General features: G+C 69.6%; 14 protein-coding genes. 12 read left to right on the forward strand and 2 right to left on the reverse strand.

Translation table 11 applies throughout. The features are described 5' to 3' along the window. Positions 1–52 precede the first annotated feature (52 nt). Genes HLB44_RS20795 through HLB44_RS20805 form a run of 3 tightly spaced genes read left to right on the forward strand, consistent with a single transcriptional unit; the run spans position 53 to position 2,506 of the window. Positions 53–1,420, forward strand: a complete 1,368-nt coding sequence (locus tag HLB44_RS20795; RefSeq protein WP_173126326.1) for a polymorphic toxin type 15 domain-containing protein — start codon at positions 53–55, stop codon at positions 1,418–1,420. A 15-nt stretch (positions 1,421–1,435) separates the two neighbouring features. Next, complete coding sequence (locus HLB44_RS38215) at positions 1,436–2,098, forward strand: GAD-like domain-containing protein (protein WP_173126329.1); 663 nt, start codon at positions 1,436–1,438, stop codon at positions 2,096–2,098. A gap of 27 nt (positions 2,099–2,125) precedes the next feature. Continuing rightward, a complete protein-coding gene (locus tag HLB44_RS20805; RefSeq protein WP_173126332.1) occupies positions 2,126–2,506 on the forward strand; it encodes a hypothetical protein in 381 nt (126 codons plus the stop codon). A gap of 101 nt (positions 2,507–2,607) precedes the next feature. Here HLB44_RS20805 and HLB44_RS20810 read toward each other — a convergent pair whose 3' ends face one another. Further along, the gene (locus HLB44_RS20810; protein ID WP_173126335.1) at positions 2,608–3,261 is read right to left on the reverse strand and encodes a hypothetical protein; all 654 of its coding nucleotides are present in this window, start codon (positions 3,259–3,261) and stop codon (positions 2,608–2,610) included. Positions 3,262–3,707: 446 nt separating this feature from the next. Here HLB44_RS20810 and HLB44_RS20815 point away from each other — a divergent pair, with 446 nt between their 5' ends. From HLB44_RS20815 to HLB44_RS20840, 6 genes are all read left to right on the forward strand, one after another. After that, a complete protein-coding gene (locus tag HLB44_RS20815) occupies positions 3,708–4,568 on the forward strand; it encodes a M15 family metallopeptidase (protein WP_173126338.1) in 861 nt (286 codons plus the stop codon). A 40-nt stretch (positions 4,569–4,608) separates the two neighbouring features. Next, positions 4,609–4,878, forward strand: coding sequence for a PAAR domain-containing protein (locus HLB44_RS20820; protein WP_173126341.1), 270 nt, complete (start codon positions 4,609–4,611; stop codon positions 4,876–4,878). A 38-nt stretch (positions 4,879–4,916) separates the two neighbouring features. Then, complete coding sequence (locus HLB44_RS20825; RefSeq protein ID WP_173126344.1) at positions 4,917–6,368, forward strand: hypothetical protein; 1,452 nt, start codon at positions 4,917–4,919, stop codon at positions 6,366–6,368. A 13-nt stretch (positions 6,369–6,381) separates the two neighbouring features. Continuing rightward, complete coding sequence (gene tssM, locus HLB44_RS20830) at positions 6,382–10,284, forward strand: type VI secretion system membrane subunit TssM (RefSeq protein WP_173126347.1); 3,903 nt, start codon at positions 6,382–6,384, stop codon at positions 10,282–10,284. 70 nt (positions 10,285–10,354) lie between these two features. Next, positions 10,355–11,344: a type VI secretion system-associated protein TagF gene (gene tagF, locus HLB44_RS20835; RefSeq protein ID WP_173126350.1), complete on the forward strand. Its 990-nt coding sequence runs from the start codon at positions 10,355–10,357 to the stop codon at positions 11,342–11,344. Positions 11,345–11,346: 2 nt separating this feature from the next. Next, positions 11,347–12,144, forward strand: a complete 798-nt coding sequence (locus HLB44_RS20840; protein ID WP_173126353.1) for an OmpA family protein — start codon at positions 11,347–11,349, stop codon at positions 12,142–12,144. Positions 12,145–12,164: 20 nt separating this feature from the next. On the opposite strand, the gene tssA is transcribed toward HLB44_RS20840, so the two are convergent. Further along, positions 12,165–13,064: a type VI secretion system protein TssA gene (gene tssA, locus HLB44_RS20845; protein ID WP_173126356.1), complete on the reverse strand. Its 900-nt coding sequence runs from the start codon at positions 13,062–13,064 to the stop codon at positions 12,165–12,167. Positions 13,065–13,226: 162 nt separating this feature from the next. Here tssA and HLB44_RS20850 point away from each other — a divergent pair, with 162 nt between their 5' ends. The 3 genes from HLB44_RS20850 to HLB44_RS38220 are packed head-to-tail and all read left to right on the forward strand — an operon-like array spanning position 13,227 to position 18,933. Beyond that, positions 13,227–16,382 carry a type VI secretion system Vgr family protein gene (locus HLB44_RS20850; protein WP_173126359.1) on the forward strand — a complete coding sequence of 1,052 codons (3,156 nt, stop codon included), beginning with the start codon at positions 13,227–13,229 and terminating at the stop codon, positions 16,380–16,382. Then, on the forward strand, positions 16,379–17,896 hold the full coding sequence (locus HLB44_RS20855; RefSeq protein ID WP_173126362.1) for a hypothetical protein: 1,518 nt from the start codon (positions 16,379–16,381) through the stop codon (positions 17,894–17,896). The genes HLB44_RS20850 and HLB44_RS20855 overlap by 4 nt, the downstream gene beginning before the upstream one ends. Further along, on the forward strand, positions 17,893–18,933 hold the full coding sequence (locus tag HLB44_RS38220; protein ID WP_343051440.1) for a PoNe immunity protein domain-containing protein: 1,041 nt from the start codon (positions 17,893–17,895) through the stop codon (positions 18,931–18,933). The genes HLB44_RS20855 and HLB44_RS38220 overlap by 4 nt, the downstream gene beginning before the upstream one ends. Positions 18,934–19,088: the final 155 nt, after the last annotated feature.

Below are 19,088 nucleotides of genomic sequence, written 5' to 3' on the forward strand. Positions count from 1 at the left end.
GCCGCCGACACCGCGCCGGCTCGACTACGACCTGAGCAAGCCGCCGCCGGGCATGCCGTGGTGGGAGAAGCTGCTCTTCTACGTCGGCCAGGGGCAGTACAACCAAGCCGTCAGCAACGTGCACCAGGCCGAGGCCACGGTGCAGGGCGCGAAGTGGCTGTGGGGCGCGCTGCAGGGCGACTTCAACAAGAACCCGACGACCGGGCAGGTGATCGTCGGCGGCATCATCAGCCTGATCCCGCTCGTCGACCAGGCCTGCGACGTGCGCGACGTCATCGCCAACTGCATCACCTTGAGCGACGAGGAGGCGCGCAAGGACAACGAGAACTGGATCGCGCTCGGCCTGACCTGCATCGGCTTCGTGCCGGAGTTCGGCAGCGCGATCAAGACGGTGGCCAAGGTGGCGATCAAGAAGGGCACCGTGCTGCTCGATCTGCTCAAGCAGATGGAGTGGATCGAGCGCAACTTTCAGCGCCTGAAGGCCGGCTGCCCCTGGGCGCGCGCGCCGATCGACTGGCTGCGCAAGTTCGATTGGCAGAAGGCCGCGCAGGAGGCTGCGGCCTACGCCAGGCGGGCCTTCGCCAGTGCCCAGGCCAAGGCCGCCGCGGCCGCGAAGTACGCGATCGGCGCCATCCAGGCCAAGCTGCAGCAACTGGCCGATCTGTTCAAGCTGATCGTCGACAAGATCGCCGGCGTGTTGTCCGAGGTCGCGCAGCGCATCAAGGCGCGCGTCGACGAGATGCTGAAGACCAAAAAGAAGCAGGCTGGGAACTACGACGCAACACCCGGGGACAAGCCCAACCTGCATACGCAGGATGAGGTGCAGCCGCCGAAGGGGCCGCCACCTCGAAAACCGACAAGAATGGGTCCCCACAGGCCCAAGTGCTTCAAGCCGGGTGACGACCTGCGCAAGAACTGGAAGGGCGATCCTCGAAAGCTCGAGAAGGAGTTCTACGAGCAGCTGAAGGGGCAGGAAGCCGGCCTCAACAAGTTGACCGTCAAGGAGTACCTGGACAATCGGGCCCGGTATGCCCAGGTGAAGCGCGCCGGCACGGGCGAGGCCCAGGAACTGGCCCGCGATAGGTTGTTCGACGATATCCAGCGGTCGATCAACGAGTCGAACCGGCGTGCGGGAATGGGGCCCGCCGAAGCAGAGAGGCGCGCAAAGGAGAGGGCCAGCGAAATCATGGAGTCACTTGCAGCGCTGCATGAACCCGACATGGTCGCTGGGGGAAGTGACCCCGGCGGATCCGGCTCGAAACCGTTGCCGTTGGGCAGCTCGCAAGTCAACTCCTCCATCGGTTCACAATGGTCGAAGGGCAATCGATTGGCAGAAATGGACAAGGCGGCGCAGGAAGCAATGGCTCAGCACGGCCCAGATGCCAAGATGAATGTCACGCTCGAGCGCTGTCCGCATTAGAAGTCGAGGCGAGAAGTGGACGAAGATTTTGAGTATTTCCTGAGCAAATTCGGCCCTCCCATGGCTGCTCAACCCGTCACCTCGACGACGGTGGAGCGGTATCGAGGCAGGTTGCCGGACCAGTTGCTTCGGTATTGGCAGGAGCTTGGATTCTGCGGATTCAAGGGCGGACTCTTGTGGATCACGAATCCCGAAGATTACGAGTCCGCGTTGGAGGCTTGGATCGGCGACACGAGCATCGCCGAAGAAGATGCCTTCCACGTCATCGCGCGCAGCGGCTTCGGTGAGTTGCTCTTGTGGGGTACGCAGAGCGGCTTTCGCTACCAGATCGTGAGCTCGACCGGCTGGATCCTTCAGAAGAGCGGCTCCAGGGCAGACATCGCCACAGGTGAAGCCGACCGGTCGCTTCGATGGTTCTTCAGCGGAACGGCTCCCGAGAGTCTGGACATCAAGGACAAGCAGCAGCGTCGGCTGTTCGATCGAGCGGTAGCCAAACTCGGTTCTCTGGCGGCTGACGAAGTCTTTGCGTTTGAACCGATGCTGGCGCTCGGTGGTAAGCAAGAACTGGATCACCTGGCGCGGCGGAACATCCATGTTCACCTTGACCTTCTGGCTCAAGTGACGCCGCGGGAGATCCTTGATAGAGCTGCGTTGGCAAAGCGCGCTTTCGGAGCTTGAGCAGGCAGGCATGCTGCCGCGGCGACGATGAGCACCTGGCAGATTCAGCTCGGTCCATCCTGGCAACGCTTCGCCACCGCGGCCCCGCACATCGAGTTCCTGGGCACGGCGCAGCAACAGGCGCAGATCGGGGCGCTGGGCCTGCGCGAGGATGGCCAGTTTGTGCTGGTCAACGGTGCCCACGAAACGGAGTTGAGCCGCCATCCAATCCTGCGCGCGCTGCGCAAGACGTCGGGCGGCGGCAAGTTCGCCCGGCGCCACGCCGCCCTGCACAGGCGCGCAGATGCCGAGACAGTCCCGCCGGCGCAACCGATCGCCGCGATGGCTGCTCCGGTCGTCATCGTGAAGCGGCGCCGACGCGTGATCGACGCATCGCCTCGGCGCGACGGGCCACGATCAGCCACCTGATAGTGACTGTGCTGCGTCAGTTCGCCGCGACGACGATGGCTTCGCGAACATCGAAAATCAAGACGTTGAAGCCCTCGTAGCAAGTCGCCGAGACCCACCCATTACGGCATCGCCGCCGCACGATTCGCCGCGCCCGCGTGCACGACCGCCGGCGCCGGCATCAGCTTCACCGGACACGCCGCCACCCGCCCCCAATGCTGTTCGCAGACGCGGCGCCGGCAGGCGACCACCGCGTCGCGTCCGTTGAGCTGCTTGCAGCGCTGCACGCGCTGGTCGAGCCGCGCGCGCAGCCCGGGTTCGAGCGGCGCTTCGGCGCCAGTGACGGTGCGCACGGGTGCGGGCCCCGACGGCGGCGCGGCCTTGTCACTGCGTGAAGCCGCCGCCGTTCCGCCGCGCGGCGCGACATGCGCCATCAGCGCCGCGACCAGCTCGGCATCGCGGTCGCGCGTTTCGGGCGCTGCGCTGCCGCTGGCGCTGCGGCGCGCCGCGGTGTCGGTGATCGGCGTCGGCGGCGCGACCTTCGGTGCGGCCGCGGTCGGCGCTGCTTTCGGTGCCGCTGCCATGCGGACCGGCGCGCGCATCGGCTCACGCACTGTCGGCACGGGTGCCGTCTTCTGAGCGTTCGGCGCCGGCACGGGTGCTGCCGCCGGTTGTGCCGCCGTCGGCGCCAGCGCGACCATTGCCGGCGCCGCGCGCTCGACGCTCGGCGCCGCATCATCGGCCAGCGGGGCCGTTGGCGCCGCTGGCTCGACCACCGCCGTCGGCGCTGCCGCGACAGCAATCGTATCGTTTGTATGGCCGTGTAACTTGCGAACTAGCTCGAGCGGCCTGGGGATCGACAGCGGCGCCAGCTGCCACGCTCCGAGGGCCACGAGCAGCAATGCGGCCGATCCGAACCACCACGCCCAAGGCCCCCGATCGCGGGGATCGGGCGTGCGCCCCCCTAATCCGTCGAGCATTCGGCGTGCTGGCATCGGCTCCAATCCGTGACCGGCCGCGGGCAACAGGCTGGGCCGCGGTGCGGAGTGGGGCGGGGTCGGGTCGGTATGGGACAAGGCGTCGCCTTTCACTGCAGTCGGCGGGTTGCCACGGGGGCCACGCGCCCGAGTTGGGCGCGGATTCTAGACGCGGATATCACCTGAAAACCACGTCCATCGGTTACCGGATGGCTCGACGCAGCCGGAGTCGATGGGCGCCACGCATGCTGCTCGGAATCGTCCTGTACTTCCTCGCCGCGACTGTCCTGCTCGCCGTCTGGCTGCTGCCGCCGGTGCGCGTGCGCGCGCAAGCGTGGATGCTGGGCGCCGCCGGTCGGGGCCATGCCGCGACGCAGCGCTGGCTCGGTGCCGGCGGGGCGGCCGTGACGCAGGTCCAGGCCGGCGCATGGCGCCGAGGCGCTGCGGTGCTGCGCACGCTGCTGCGCCAGCGCTGGCCGATCGCCGCTGCGCTGGCGGTGCTGCTGCTGCTGCCCGCCGGCGCGCTGCTGCTGCGCACCGCGCACCGTTTCGACGGCTACGACCACACGGCGGCGCGGGCGGTCGACGAACGCATCGCCGCGCTGCTGCAGGGCGAGCAGCTGGTGGCGCCGCCGCCGCTGCCGCCGGAGCTGTTCACCGCCGGCGAGCTGGCCGTTGCCAGGCCGCTGCTCGGCAGCGCGAGCCGGCAATGGGAGCTGCTGGACGCCGATTTCCGCCAGCGCCTGCTGCTGGTGTTCAAGCAGCTGAAGGAGCAGCACGGCTACGACGCGGTGCTGCTCGAGGGGTACCGCAGCCCCGAGCGCCAGGCGGCGCTGGCCGCGCTCGGGCCGGCGGTGACGCAGGCTGCGCCCTTCGAGAGCTATCACCAGCACGGCCTGGCGGCCGATGTCGCCTTCCTGCGCGATGGCCGCATCGTGATCTCCGAGGCCGATCCCTGGGCCAAACGCGGCTACGAGCATTACGGCGCGCTGGCCGAGTCGCTGGGCCTGCAATGGGGCGGCCGCTGGCGCAGCCTGCTCGACTACGGCCACGTCGAGCTGCGCCGGCCCGGCGTGCAGCGGCAGGCCGCCGGCCCCGCACGCTGAGCTCGATCGAACCCGAACAGACCTCACGGAGCAAACCACCATGTCCCGCCCCGTCATCATCCTCGGTGACCGCCACAGCCACGGCGGCTTCGTCATCGAAGGCGCGCCGTCGACCGACACCCACGGCATCCCGATCGCGCGCATGGGCGACAAGGTGGTCTGCCCGGTGCCCGGCCACGGCGTGAACTTCATCGCCTCGGGTGACAGCACCTGCATCGTCGACGGCAAGCCGGTGGCGCGCGATGGTGATGTCACCGCCTGCGGCGCGCGCATCTTCCATTCGCAGCAGCCGACCATCGATCACCTCTGACTTGCCACCGTGCCCCCATCGCCCTTGCCCGCCAGACGATGACGAAGATCCTGAAGCACACCGCGATGCTGGTGGCCGTCTGCTGCCTGGCCTGGCTGAGCGTGGCCTGGCACTGGCGCACCAGCGGCCATGCCCCCAGCGGCGACGAGCTGCTGCGCTACCTGCTGCTGTTGCCGCTGGTGGTCTTCGTGCTGCTGCTGTTGCTGCGCTGGGCCTGGCGCTCGGCGGCCGTGCGGGCACCGGTGGGCGCGGCGGCGGGCGCAACGTCCGCCGCGACCGGTGCGGCCGCGGCGCCCGCGACCGGCAACGCCGCGAACGAGACGCCGCCGCCGCTGCAGCTGCTGGCCGCCCACCTGCGCTGCGCGGCCGCCGAAGCGCCGGCCGACCTGGTGAAGGCGGCTCAGGCGAACCAGCCGCTGCCGTTGCTCGATCCGCAGCTGCGCAATGCCGACGGGCTGCCGGTGATGAGCCTGCGCATCGCCCAGCTGCCGCTCGACGAGCTGAAGGAATCGCTGCCGACGCACGCCGACGACGCGGCGCCGCCCGAGCACCTGCAGCGCGCGCTCGCCGCGCTGCACGATCCGCTGGCCGCGGCCTTGCAGGCGATCGCCCCGTGGCGCAACCGCTTCGCCGATCCGGATGCCGACCTCGACATCGCCGCCTCCGGCCTGCCCACCGAGCCGGCCGCCACCGCCAACTGGCCGCGCCTGCAGGTGCTGCTGGCCTGGCCCGCCGCCTGGACCGACGCCGAGCGCGCGCTCGCCGACACCTGGGCGCGCGAACAGTGCCACGCCGGCCCGATCGAGCCGTCGCAGTTGCGCATCGAGAGCACCACGCTCGGCGGCGCCGAGCTGTGGCTGGACATCGAGCGCCGCTTGCAGCGTCGCGATCCGCAGGCGCCGGCCGCGCCCTTGCTGGTCGCTGCCGCGCACAGCGACTTGAGCGACGAGGCCATTGCCGCGCTGGAGCATCAGCGTCGCCTTTTCAACGCGGCCAGCCATCCGAAAGGCCTGATGCCCGCCGAGAGCGCCGCGGCGCTGCTGCTGGCGCCGCACGACTGGCCGGCCGCGGCCGAGGGCGACGAGCCGCCGCTGCAGCTGCACCGCGCGGCGGCGCTGCGCCGCGACAAGTCGATCGAAGCGGCCGGCAGCGTGTCGAGTCAGACACTGATCGACGTGCTCGGCGGCGCGCTCACGTTGGCCAAGCTGCCGCCCACGGAGCTGACGCAGCTGGTGTGCGATGCCGACCGCCATTCGCAGCGCGGCACCGAGCTGTTCGGCGCCACCTTGAAGCTGCTGCCGCAGCTCGACCCCGCCGAGCACCTGGCGATGACCGGCAGCGTCGCCGGCCATGGCGGCGCGACGCCGTTGATGGTCATCGCCGCGGCGGCCGCGCAGGCGCGCACCGAGCGGCAGCCCTGTCTCGCGCTGTCGCTCGGCGACACGCATTGGCGCTTTGCGCTGCTGGCGCGCGCGCCGGCGGCCTCCTGATACCCCCTCCCCGATGAACCGTTTCTGGTCCCTGTTGTTCGATCCCCGCGTGCTGGCCGTGCTCGGCCTGTCGGCGCTGGCGGCGTTCCTGTTCCTCGGCGCGCGCGAGCTCGAAGTCGCGTTGATCTACGCCGGCCTGGCGCTTGGCGTCGCGCTGCTGGTCGCGCTGGTGATCTGGAGCGTGCGCCGCGTGCGCGCGAACCGCGCCGCCAAGCGCTTGCAGGAAGCGATCGAGGACGATGCCGAGCAGGCCACGCTGACGATCCGCGCCGAGGACCGCAAGCCCGCCGAGGCGCTGCGCGACCGGCTGCTGACGGCGGTGAAGACGATCCGCACCTCGCGCCTCGGTCAGCTGAGCGGCGCGGCCGCGCTGTACGAGCTGCCCTGGTACATCGTGATCGGCAACCCGGCGGCCGGCAAGAGCAGCGCGGTGATCAAGTCGGGGCTCAATTTCCCGCTCGCCGCCGACGGCACGCGGCTCGAATCGGCGGTCGTGCAAGGCATCGGCGGCACGCGCAACTGCGACTGGTTCATGACCAGCGAAGGCATCCTGCTCGACACCGCCGGCCGCTACTCGGTGCACGAGGAGGACCGCGCCGAATGGCTCGGCTTCCTGGGCCTGCTGAAGAAGCACCGGCCGATGGCGCCGATCAACGGCGTGCTGGTCGCCGTCAGCGTCGCCGAGCTGACGCAGGGCAAGCCCGAGCAGGCGATCCAGCTCGCCAAGCGGCTGCGCCAGCGCGTGCAGGAGCTGACCGAGAAGCTCGAGGTCTTCGCGCCGCTGTACCTGGTGTTCACCAAGGCCGACCTGATCGCCGGCTTCGCCGAGTTCTTCGAGGACTTCGACCGCGCCGAGCGCGACCGCGTGTGGGGCGCGACGCTGCCCTTCGCGCCCGACAGCGGCGCGGCGAAAGACGGCGGCGGCGAGCGCCGCATCGATGCCGTCGCCGCCTTCGACCGCCACTTCGACGAGCTGCGCGACGGGCTGAAGGAGATCGCGCTGGCGCGCATGTCGCTGCAGCGCGGCCAGGCGCTGCCGACGGGGTTGCTGACCTTCCCGCTCGAGTTCGATGCCGCGAAGCCGGCGCTGCGCGCCTTCGTCGCGACGCTGTTCGAGGACAACCCGTACCAGTTCCGCCCGGTGTTCCGCGGCTTCTATTTCACCAGCGCGGTGCAGGAGGGCTCGGCCAGCAGCCGCGCCAGCGAAGAGGTGGCGCGCCGCTTCGCGCTCGGTGCGCGGCGCGAGCGCACGACCGCTCGTGTCGTCGCCGCCAACGGCTTCTTCCTGAAGGATCTGTTCCAGCGCGTGATCTTTGCCGACAAGCACCTGGTGCGGCAGTACGCCAGCCGCAGCAAGCAGCGCGCGCGGATGCTGACCTTCGCCGCGGCCGTCGGCGTGCTGGCGCTGGCGCTCACCGGCTGGAGCTGGACCTGGCTCGGCAACCGCCAGCTGCTGCAGGACGTGCAGGCCGACCTCGCGCAGGCCGCGCGGCTGCAGGACGGGCGCGTCGACCTCGCCGCGCGGCTCGAGGCGCTGGAGCTGCTGCAGTACCGCATCGAGCAGCTCGCCGGCTGGCAGGACAAGCGGCCGTTCGGGTTGGGGCTCGGCCTCTACCAGGGCGAGGCGATCGAGCGCAAGTTGCGCCAGGAGTACTACGCCGGCCTGCGCCAGGTGCTGCTGCAGCCGGTGGCCAGGGCGATCGAGGGTTACTTGGGCGAGGTCAACGCCCATGCCGACCAATTGCAGCCGCTGACGCGCCCGCCCGAGTCCGGTGCCCGCGCGGTGCCGGCCGCGTTCGCAGCGGCGGCACCGGTCGCCGCCGCTGCAGCGCCCGCGGTGGCCGCTGCAACGTCGCGTTACGCAGACGCCTCGCCCACCGACGTCGAAGACGCCTACAACGCGCTGAAAACGTACCTGATGCTGGCCGAGCGCCAGCGCATGGAACCGGGGCACCTGAAGGACCAGATCGCGCGCTTCTGGCGTGGCTGGCTCGAACGGCAGCGTGGCAACCAGCCGCCCGAGGTCTTCAAGCGCCGCGCCGAGAACGTGATCGGCTTCGCGATGGCGCAGCTGCAGGATCCCGCCTTCCCGACGCTGGACAACAACTTCGCGCTGGTCGACGTGACGCGCGCCAACCTCCGCCGCGTGATGCGCGGCATGCCGGCGCGCGAGCGCGTCTACGCCGAGGTCAAGGCGCGCGCATCGACGCGCTTCGCGCAGATCACCGTCGCCAACATCGTCGGCGAGCCCGGCCGCAACGTGATCGCCGGCAGCGTCGTCGTGCCCGGCACCTTCACCCGCGAAGCCTGGGACGGCTACATCGAGAAGGCCTTCAAGGACGCCGCCAACGGCGAGCTGCAGAGCACCGACTGGGTGCTGCAGACGGCGGCGCGCGACGACCTGACGCTCGAAGGCAGCCCGGACCAGATCCGCAAGTCGCTGACCGAGCTGTACAAGACCGAGTACGTGCGCGAATGGCAGCGCTTCCTGCAAGGCATCGCGATCGCCGAGTTCCCCAGCTTCGCCGTCGCGGTGCAGCAGATGAATCGGCTCGGCGATCCGGCCAGCTCGCCGATCAAGCAGGTGCTGACGACCCTGAACGACCAGACCTCGTGGGACAACCCGAGCGTGATCAACGAACGCGCCGGCCAGTTGCAGCGCGGCTTCATCGAGTGGTTCAAGCAGAGCATCCTGCGCATGGCGCCGTCGCGGGTCGAGGTCAAGGTCGACGTCACCGGGGGCAACGGCGCGATCCCGATGGGGCCGATCGGCCGCGAGTTCGCCGCGCTGCACAAGCTGATGGCGCCGCGCGACGGCCAGGCCTCGCTGCTCGGCGACTACCTGAAGGCGCTCGGCGCCCTGCGCACGCGCTTCAACGAGATCGGCACGCAGGGCGACCCCGGCCCGGCCGCGCGCAAGCTGATGGCGACGACGCTCGAAGGCGGCAGCTCGGAATTCGTCGGTGCGGTGCGGCTGGTCGAGGAGCAGATGCTCGCCGGCATGACCGAGACGGCACGCGGATCGCTGCGGCCGCTGCTGCTGCGCCCGCTGATGCAGGGCTTCGCGGTGCTGCTGACCCCCGCCGAGACCGAGCTCAATCGCGCCTGGGCCGCGCAGGTGCACGAGCCCTTCCAGCGCACGCTGGCCGGCAAGTACCCGTTCGATGCGCAATCGAAGGTCGAGGCGGTGCCGCAGGAGATTGCCAAGCTGTTCGGCCCGGGCGGCGCGGTGGCGAAGTTCGCCGACGAGTCGCTCGGGCCGCTGGTGCTGCGGCGCGGCGACAGCATCGTCGCGCGCACCTGGCTCGACATGGGCGTGCGGCTGAAGCCCGAATTCGGCACGCAGTTCGCGCACTGGGTCGCGCCGCTCGATGGCGCCGCCGGCGGCGCGGCGCCGGCCGCCGCCGCATCGCCCGCGGCGGCGCAGACCAGCTTCCAGATCCTGCCGCAGGGTGCGCCCGGCTTGAGCGAATACAGCGTCGAGATCGACGGCCAGGTGCTGCGCTACCGCAATGGCGCTGCCGTCTGGACGCCCTTCGTCTGGCCGAATGCCGCCGGCACGCCGGGCGCGCGCATCACCGGCGTGACGGTCGAGGGCCGCACGATCGAGCTGCTGAACGTGCCCGGCCGCTTCGGCCTGCAGCGCATGTTCGAGACCGCCCAGCGGCGCAAGCTCGCCGATGGCGCGAACGAGCTCAGCTGGGCGCAGGGGTCACTCTCGGTGACGCTGCATTTGCGCGTCATCAGCCAGCCCGGCGCGCCCGCCGCGGCCGCGGCGACACCGGCCGCCGGCGGGGGCCTGCGCGCACTGAAGCTGCCGGCGACGATCGCCGGTGGCGATGAAGCGATGCCGGCGGCAATGCCGGTGGCGCTGGCGGCGTCCGGTCCCGGCCGTGGCACGAAGGCAATGCAATGAGCGCCGCCCGGCCGTTCCGAAGGCGCTCGCTCCCCCTCGGGGGGACGGCGCGCAGCGCCAAGGGGGCGACATGAGCCGCGCCGCACCGGTCGAGCTGATCTATTTCGGCAAGCTGCCCTCGCGCGGCGATTTCCTGCGCAACGTCGACGGCGACGGCCTGACGCGCCGCCTCGACCAGTGGTTGACGCAGGCGCTCGAGCTGATGGCCCGCGACCCGCGCTGGAAGGAGGTCTACGACCAGGCGGGCGCCTGCAGCTTCGCCTTCCTCGGCGTGCGCAGCCGCGCGCTGGTGGCGGGCCATCTGCTGGCCAGCACCGATGCCTCGGGCCGGCGCTTTCCGTTCGTCGTCGTCGGCAAGCTCGAAGTCGATGCGCCGCTGGCCTTCATGCAGCGCGCGCCGATGGCGCTGGCGCGGCTGTGGCTGGAGCTTGCTCAGCGTGCCGAAGCCGCGCATGCCGCAGCGGACGCGGTGCCGCTGCTGAACCAGCTGAACCAGTGGCGCGTCGAGATCGAGACCGACCCGCTGGCCTTCGAAGCCGGCTACCGCGACTTCCTCGAGCTGCAGACCGTCGGCTCGCTGCAATCGCTGCTCGCCGCCGCCGAGCCCGCGGTCGACCTTCGGCGCGCCTTGCTGGCGCTCGGGCTGCTGCTGCAGCCGGTGCCGGCCAGCGGCGCGCACCGGCTCGAGAAAGGCCTGCGGCTGCCGCTGCCGGTCGATCCGGCGACGCAGGCCTATGCCGCCACCTGGTGGCTGGACCTGGTCGCGAAGTTCCTCGCGCGCGGCGACTTCGAGATCGGTCTCTTTCTGCCGCGCACGATCAACGGCCATGCGCCGAGCCTGGCGGTCGGCTTCTCGGGCGATGCGCCTTCGCTGCTGCATGCGGCGCTGGACCAGGCCGCGGCACGCGAGCAGTTCGTCGACCTGCTCGCCCCGCTGTGGGTCGACGAGTCGGCCGAAGCCGACTACGCGCTGCGCAAGCTCGGCAGCTACCTGCAGCAGCCGCCTTTGTCGCTGGCGCAGGCGCGCGCGACCTTCAACGAAGCTTTCCTGGGGGAATGACGATGGCAGTGTGTTGCCTGCGCCGCATCGTGGCCGCCGCGGCCGCCGTCGCGACGATCGCCGCCGCCGCGCAGACGGCGCCGCCTGCCGCGCCTGCGGCAGCGGCGCCGAAGGTGGTGGTCTCCGGCAGCGTGCCGGATGAAGCGACGCGCGCGGCGATCGTCGCCCGCGTGCGCGAGCTCTACGGCGCCGAGCGGGTGGTCGACCAACTCGGCGTGGCGGCGCTGGCCGCGCCGCCGAAGTGGAGCGAGCAGGTGCAGAAGCTGCTGACGCCGGAGCTGAAGCGCGTTTCGCAGGGCCAGTTGCGCATCGAGGGCAACATGATCGAGCTGGCCGGCGCGGTCGACAGCGCGCAGACTCAAGGCCTGCTGATCAAGGGCCTGACAGCGCGCCTGGACAATCCCACCTACAGCCTGCGCGACAGCCTGCGCATCGGCGCCAGCGGCCAGCAGCAGCTCGACGCGGCGATCGCCAACCGCATCATCGAGTTCCACACCGGCAACGCCACGCTGACGCCCGACGGCCAGCGCGTGCTCGACGACCTGCTGCCGGTGCTGCGCCAGCTGCAGGGGCGGCGCTTCGAGATCGTCGGCCACACCGACGCCGCGGGCGGGCGCGGCACCAACCTGCTGCTGTCGGCCGCGCGCGCCGAAAGCGTCAAGGCGTATCTCGTGCAGCGCGGCATCCCGGCCGCGGCGCTGGTGAGCTCGGGGCTCGGGCCCGACCGGCCGCTGGCCGACAACACGACGCCCGAGGGGCGCGCGCGCAACCGGCGCATCGAGTTCCGGTTGCTGGCATAACATGCAAAACGCTCGGTGATTCAGCCGGGCGTTTTCGGCGGCTCGATGCCGAGCAGCTCTTCGAGGTGGGCGAGCGACGCGCCGTCCTTGACGACGGTGCGCAGCCAGCCGTGCAGGTCGGTGGAACCCCAGCGCGCGGCCTTTTCGGCGAGGTAGGCGACGGGGCTGTGCGGCTCGGTGCGCCGGAAGAAGTCTGCGACCTGACGCAACTGCTGCAGCGCCTGCGCGCGCGTCTGCAACGGCCCCCCGGCAAGCGCCGAACCGGCGTGCGACACGCCGTTGCCGGGGATGCCGACGACGGCACCGTCCGGCGCATTGAAATCCACTTCGGCCGGCAGATCCGCCAGCAGCGCCTTCAACGCATCACGCACGCCGACGAAGCTCGGGCCGTCGTCGCCGAGGCGACCATCGACCGCCTGCTGCAGCACCGTCAGCGCCTGCAGCGCGGCCGCCGCATCGGCCCGCCGCAGCGGCACGGCAGGCGCTTCACGCGCCAGCCGCACCAGCGGCACGCTGCGTGTCAATAGCCAGCTCAGGCTGCCGATGCGCTGCTCGCGGTCGCCGTCCTCGCTGCGCGGATGCAGTTCGTCCCAGTGCTGCTCGATCAGGCCGGTGCACAGCGCCAGGCCGTCGGCCAGCCCGGCCAGCCCGCGCCGCTGCGCCCAGGCATCGGCCAGCCAGCCGGCCAGCCGCAAGTCCTTGCTGCGTGTGCGCAGCAGCTGTGCGCACAAGGTCTCGACGCCGGCCCAGTCGGCGACCTTCGGCTCCTTGCCCTTCTCCTTCCACTCTCCCAGCGGCAGGCTCGCGTCGTCTTCGCGGCGCAGCTCGGCGATCAAGTCGAACTCGTCGCTGAACGACAGGTCCTCGCCGCAGGGCGAGGCCTCGGCAATCGGTTGCAGCAGCGTGGCGGTGACTTCCATCGTCGGACCCGGGAGGCGAAGGATCGGAATTCTGCCGGCACGTGCCTAACGCGCGAGGTGTGCGAACAACCCGTTACAGCGCAGCTGTCGAAGTTGGGGGGGTCGACCGCGGCGGGCCAACTTCATAATCCGCCGGCTCGAAGATTCGTGCCAGGAGAGGGCATGCCGCCCGCGTCGCAAGGGCTTGCCGCCATCGGCTCGCTGATCAGCCCACTGCTCGGCCTCGCGGCCGAATCCATCACCAGCCGCCTTGACTTCACGGCGCTGCTCCACCAGCGCGGCCGCCTGCTGCAGATGCAGACCGCGCTGCCGACGCTGGCGCTGGTGCCCGAACGCGCGGTGATGCGCGAAGCGGTGAGCCAGCCTTTCGAGCTGACCGTCGATGCGCTGGCCAGCTCGGCGCACTTCGAATTGAAGCGTCTGATCGGCGAGCAGATGACGCTGTCGCTGCTGCAGCCCGACGGAGGCTACAAGCCCTGGCACGGCTACGTCACCGAGGCCGCGCAGCTCGGCGCCGACGGCGGCCTCGCGCGCTACCGGCTGGTGATGCGGCCGTGGCTGCATTTCCTGGCGCTGCGGCGCGACTGCTTCGTCTACCAGGACCGCGACGCGCGCGCGATCTTCGAAGACGTGTTCGCCGACCACCCGCAGGCGAACTTCCGCTTCGAGATCAGCGAGCCGTTGCGCGAACGCAGCCTGTGCGTGCAGTACCGCGAGAGCGACCTCGCGTTCGTCAGCCGGCTGCTGGCCGAAGAGGGCCTGAGCTACCACTTCGAGCACGACGCCACCGGCGCGAGCCTCGACAGCGCGAAGAACGCGCTGCACACGCTGGTGATCAGCGATCGACGCGCCGCGCGGCCCGAGCACGGCACGGTACGTTTCACCAGCCAGCATCCGACGGCGAATCTCGAAGGCCAGCGTGACGCGGTGACCCACTTCGCGGCGATGCGGCGGCTGCAGCCGAACAGCGTCACGCTGGCGTCGTGGAACTACAAGCAGCTCGCCGGCACCAGCGCCGAGATCAGCAGCGCGCTCGACATCGGCGAGCTGCCGGCGCTGGAGGTCTACGACGGCACCGGTGCCTATCGCTACCAGGATGCGCCGCATGCCGAACGCGCGGCCGAGCTCGCGCTGCAGGCGCTGGAGCTCGATTTCAAGCGCTTCGAAGGCCAGGGCAGCACGCGGCACTTCGAGGCCGGCCGGCGCTTCCAGCTGGTCGACCATCCGCTGTACGGCAGCGGGCTCGCCAGTGGGCTGGTCAGCCATCCGCGTGCCGACAACCAGTTCACGCTGCTCGCCATCGAGCACCACATGGCCAACAACTTCGGTGCGCAGGCGGCGAAACTGCTGGGCCTGTCGGCGCTGGAGCGCGGCACCTACCGCAACCACTTCCATGCCGCGCCGGCGGCGGCGGTGATCGTGCCGCGCTTCGTGCGCAAGCCCACTGCACCCGGGCTGCAGACCGCGCTGGTGGTCGGCGTGCCGGGCGAACCGCTGAGCACGGAACGCGAGCACCGCGTCAAGATCCAGTTCGGCTGGCAGCGCGGCGAGCAGCCGCTGGCCGGTGGCCTGGCCCACGATGCGACGAGCCCGGACACCGAAGGCAACGCCCCCGGGAACCAGACCTCCGGCACTTGGGTGCGCGTGGCCTCGCCCGCGGCCGGCGCGAACTGGGGCGCGATCTTCACGCCGCGCATCGGCACCGAGGTCGCGGTGCAATTCGTCGAAGGCGACATCGACCGGCCGCTGATCGTCGGCAGCCTGTACAACGGCCAGGACCTGCCGCCGTACTCGGCCGGCGTCGATTCCGGCGTCAACCACCCGGGCGTGCTGTCGGGCCTGCACAGCCACGCGCTCGACGGCGCCGGCTACAACCAGTGGGTGATCGACGACGCCACGGGCCAGTTGCGTATGCGCCTGCTGTGCAGCTACACGCTGGCCGAGGTCGGGCTCGGGCACCTGATCCAGCAATCGGCCGGTTCGGCGCAGCGCGGGTCCTGGCGCGGCGCGGGCTTCGAGCTGGCGACGCAGGCCTGGATCAGCCTGCGCGCGGCCAAGGGCCTGCTGATCAGCACCAGCGCGCGCGGCGGCAGCTACGGCTCGGCCCGCTCGACGCAGATGGATGCCGACGAGGCCACCGCCAAGCTGAAGGCAGCGCGCGAGTTGGGCCAATCGCTGACCGCCGCGGCACGCCACGCCCAGGCGCACGGCCTGTCGACGCACGACGGCGGCCAGGCGATGCAGCGCACCACCGACGCCATCGACCCGCAGCAGCGCGGCAAGCACGAAGGCGCAGTCGGCGGGCAGGCCGCCCAGCAGGCGGATGCGGCGCGCACCTTGAGCGATCCGGTGCATGCCTTCGCCGACCCGCTGGCGGTGCTCGACAGCGCGGCCGGCACGGCCTTCACCAGCGAAGCGCAGATCGCCACGATGTCGGGCCAGAACCTGTCGGTCACCGCGCACGGCGACGTGCAGCAGACGGCAGCGCACACCTACGCCTCGGTCTCCGGCCGCACGACCAGCCTGTATGCGCACGAAGGCGGCATCAAGGCCTTCGCGGCGAACGGGCCGGTCAGCATCCGCGCGCACACCGATGCGATGCAATTGCTGGCGGACCAGGAACTGACGGTGATCTCGGTCAACGATCAGATCCACATCGATGCGAAGAATCGCATCGAGCTGCGCGACGGCGAGAGCTCGATCGTGCTCGAAGGCGGCGACATCACGTTCACGATGCCGGGGCTGTTCTCGGCGCCGATGAGCACGCATGAGTTCATGGCGCCGGGTCAGGGAACGCCGGACCTGCCGAACCTGCCGAGCCCCGAGAAGGCTGAACACTGGGTCGAGCTGAACTACCGCGACGTCGCCGCCGTGCCGATGGCCGGCGCCGACTACACGCTGCGCTTTGCGAGCGGCGTGATCATCAAGGGCCAGCTCGACGGACAAGGATTCGCGCGCATCGACGGTGTGCCTTACGAGCCCTACACCGTGAAGCTCGGCGAGTCGAGCGAGGCGCCGAAGCCGCGGCACGAGCGAACGCCGAATCCGTTCTTCGGCGGCGGGCCGGCGACCGGCACCGAGGAAGCGCTGCAGCGTCTGCAAGCCTTCAGCGAGATGGAGATGGCGGCCTTGCAGGATGACTTCTTCCCTGACGAGATCGCCGCGATGACGGGCGATGTCACCGAGGTCGGCGGCAGCCGCAGCGAGGAAGTCGAGCTGTATGTCGATGACTACCGCACCGAGTCGCCCTCGGAGCAGGCGCTGAACTACGAGGACTACCGGGCCGAGCATCCCGAAGGCAAGGAGGGCCAGGGATGAGCGGAGCCACCGCGGCAGCGACGGGCGCCACGACCGGGGCGGTCAAAGGTGCCGTCAAGGCCGCCGACGACAGCGTCGGCCATTGGCTCAAGGGCATCGTCACCGGCGAGGGCAATTCGCCGTCGCAGATCATCGTCTCGGGCATCCTCGGCGTCGTGCCGGGCCTGGGCCAGGCGATGGACCTGCGCGACATCGTCGTCGGCGTCATCACGATCGCCAGCGCGCCGGGCAATCCGATGGCCTGGCTCGACATGGCGATCACGCTGGTCGGCTGCATCCCGGCGGCGGGCGACGCGTTGAAGACGACCTTCCGCTTGCTCAAGCGCGGCGACTCGCTGCCGCGCATCCTCGACGGCCTGTCGCCGGCGATCCGCGGCAACGTCGAGCGCTTCTTCCGCGACATCGATTGGGGCCAGGTCGCGCGCACCGTCAAGGGCACCTTCGACAAGGTGCTCGGCGCGTTCATCGACGGCCTGGACTCCTGGGTCGTCAAGACCATGATGGGCCGCGGCGAAGTCAAGCTGCTGATCGAGCAGCTCACGCAGATGCGCAAGCAGGCGCCGAAGATGCTGGACGAGGCGATCGGTGAATTGAAGGCGATGTGGAACAAGGCGCTCGGCGACAAGCTGCCGACGAGCACCGCGCACGGCACGCCGGCGAAGGCCTCGGCGCCGTCGAGCAGCTCGGGAGGCGGCGGGCGCGCGCCCGAGGTGGATCCGAAAGCACCGCCGAAGACGGTTCAGCGTGACCGAAGCGACAAGCCGACCACGACGCCGGATACGCCGCGAACGGAGCAGCGGCGTGCGGCGAAGAAGAAGCAGGGCTTCGAGACCGGCGTGCCTGCGGAGCACATGACGGACTATTGGGTGGCGCGGACGAAGCGCAATCTGAAGAAGGCGAACAACGGCGGGCGCTTGTGGGAAGAAACAGACCGACCCGGGCGACAGGGAATCGATCACGTATGGATGCAGAGGGGCAATTCGGATCGGCCGGGCGTGATTGGCGAGACGAAGAGCAGTTTGTTAGGGGCGTTCAAGTTTCTGGCGGCGTTGCCTGAGGACATCCGCGCCCAACTGAGTGCCTTGAGCGCCGATGAAGCATCGAAGCCGACAGCAGCAACAGCGGGTTCCGAAAAGCCGACGCCGAACATATTCGACAGCAAGGAGCGAGATAGCGTCACATCGCGGGCCAAGATCGATGGGTCCGCCGAGGCGGAGGCTGAGCTCAAGAAGGGCCTCGGTGATACCAAGACGAAGGGCGTGCAGATGAGCCACCTATGGATTTACAAGTCGCTGCCCGATGAACGAATGACGCCACAGGGCCAGGAATTGAATCGACACGTCAAGCGGTATTGGAAGACTCTACTGATGGACGAAACATCGACGCCGCCCTACGCCCGATGGATCACGATGGTGACCGGGAGGCAGAAGGCCCTACATGAGAGGAAGCAAGGACATCAACACCAGATTCAGCCGCCGTTAATCCCGCTACCAGATGGAGTCTTGGCCAAGTGACGAACACATATGAGCCAACGCCTCTCGCAGATGGCGAGTTTGTCGCGAAGCGTCGATCCGTCCTGCTCGGATTTCCTGCATATCACGAGATCACGACTGATGTCGTGGAAACGTTTGATGTCGTCACGCGCTCACTCCAGGACCGCGATCGGGTTGCGCGCATGGATCCGTCCCGACCAATGGGGGCGACACGATCCAGGGCGTGGGACGCGGTGACCTATCTGCATCTCCAGTACACGGCCGGAATGCCGGTCGACCGATTGCGCCAATTCCTTCCCGATGCCGTTGCTTTCTGGACTGAGTTTGCGGCCTACGACAAGGCATACGACAGCAGTCCCGCGGCCGGAGGAAGGCGAGTTCCTCACATTGACCTCCATGACAAGGACTATTGGAACGCAATCCGCTTGACCAGCTTCGCCATTCTGTTCGGTCAGCACGGACTACTGCCGAGCATTGCACCGCTGTGGGACTACGAGAACGAGGAGATGGACGGCCTGCTGGAGCGTCTCATTGCGCCGTTTGTTCCCGGACGCGCGCCGCCACCGGACACCTGCACGCGCCACCTGCCGTATTTCAAGCTTCTGAAGGTCCTTGCTGCCGATCCGGACAAGCGGTCCGCCCTGATGGCCAAGTACATGGACGAGTGGTACGTCGCCAGCCGCAGAGAACCCTATTACGAATCGCACACCAAGGGCCGCGAACACAGCTTCCTCGGCTATTGGAGCTTCGAGGCTGCGGCCGTTGCGTACGTTCTCGACATCGACGACACGACCTTCCGCGATCACGAGTTCTATCCCCGGGACCTCGCCGACTTCGCGCGAAGCCTGCCGCGGCCCGTCGTTCTCGGTGGCCCGCCCGCGAGCGATACCGATTCGACGGACCGACTGCGCTGCACCGCCGGTCAGCCCTGCCCTCGATCCGGCTTCTGGTTCACGCCGGCGCGCCCGGACTCACGTCGCCAATTTGCGCAAGGCGATGTGATGCCCGAACTCGGCGGCGACTACGGCGCGACGATCTGGCAATGGGACGACCGGTAGCCGCCCGGGCCACTCCCCCTCGGGCAATCCCCGAAACGTCTCCGTTACGAAACTCTGGTTGAATCGCACCTTCCCGGCCCGACCGCGCCGCGCGCGGAGCGTCTCTTTCCTCCCTGAGCCGCTGACCGGGATTGCGGCTCCCGCGCTCCGCGCGG

Source organism: Pseudaquabacterium terrae (genome assembly GCF_013266755.1).
Lineage (GTDB): Bacteria > Pseudomonadota > Gammaproteobacteria > Burkholderiales > Burkholderiaceae_C > Pseudaquabacterium > Pseudaquabacterium terrae.

Bases quoted from the DNA above. Each gene is read 5' to 3' on its own strand.
- HLB44_RS20795 (WP_173126326.1), top strand. From the start codon at position 53: ATGCCGTGGTGGGAGAAGCTGCTCTTCTACGTCGGCCAGGGGCAGTAC.
- HLB44_RS20805 (WP_173126332.1), top strand. From the start codon at position 2,126: ATGAGCACCTGGCAGATTCAGCTCGGTCCATCCTGGCAACGCTTCGCC.
- HLB44_RS20815 (WP_173126338.1), top strand. From the start codon at position 3,708: ATGCTGCTCGGAATCGTCCTGTACTTCCTCGCCGCGACTGTCCTGCTC.
- HLB44_RS20820 (WP_173126341.1), top strand. From the start codon at position 4,609: ATGTCCCGCCCCGTCATCATCCTCGGTGACCGCCACAGCCACGGCGGC.
- HLB44_RS20825 (WP_173126344.1), top strand. From the start codon at position 4,917: ATGACGAAGATCCTGAAGCACACCGCGATGCTGGTGGCCGTCTGCTGC.
- tssM (WP_173126347.1), top strand. From the start codon at position 6,382: ATGAACCGTTTCTGGTCCCTGTTGTTCGATCCCCGCGTGCTGGCCGTG.
- tagF (WP_173126350.1), top strand. From the start codon at position 10,355: ATGAGCCGCGCCGCACCGGTCGAGCTGATCTATTTCGGCAAGCTGCCC.
- HLB44_RS20840 (WP_173126353.1), top strand. From the start codon at position 11,347: ATGGCAGTGTGTTGCCTGCGCCGCATCGTGGCCGCCGCGGCCGCCGTC.
- tssA (WP_173126356.1), bottom strand. From the start codon at position 13,064: ATGGAAGTCACCGCCACGCTGCTGCAACCGATTGCCGAGGCCTCGCCC.
- HLB44_RS20850 (WP_173126359.1), top strand. From the start codon at position 13,227: ATGCCGCCCGCGTCGCAAGGGCTTGCCGCCATCGGCTCGCTGATCAGC.
- HLB44_RS20855 (WP_173126362.1), top strand. From the start codon at position 16,379: ATGAGCGGAGCCACCGCGGCAGCGACGGGCGCCACGACCGGGGCGGTC.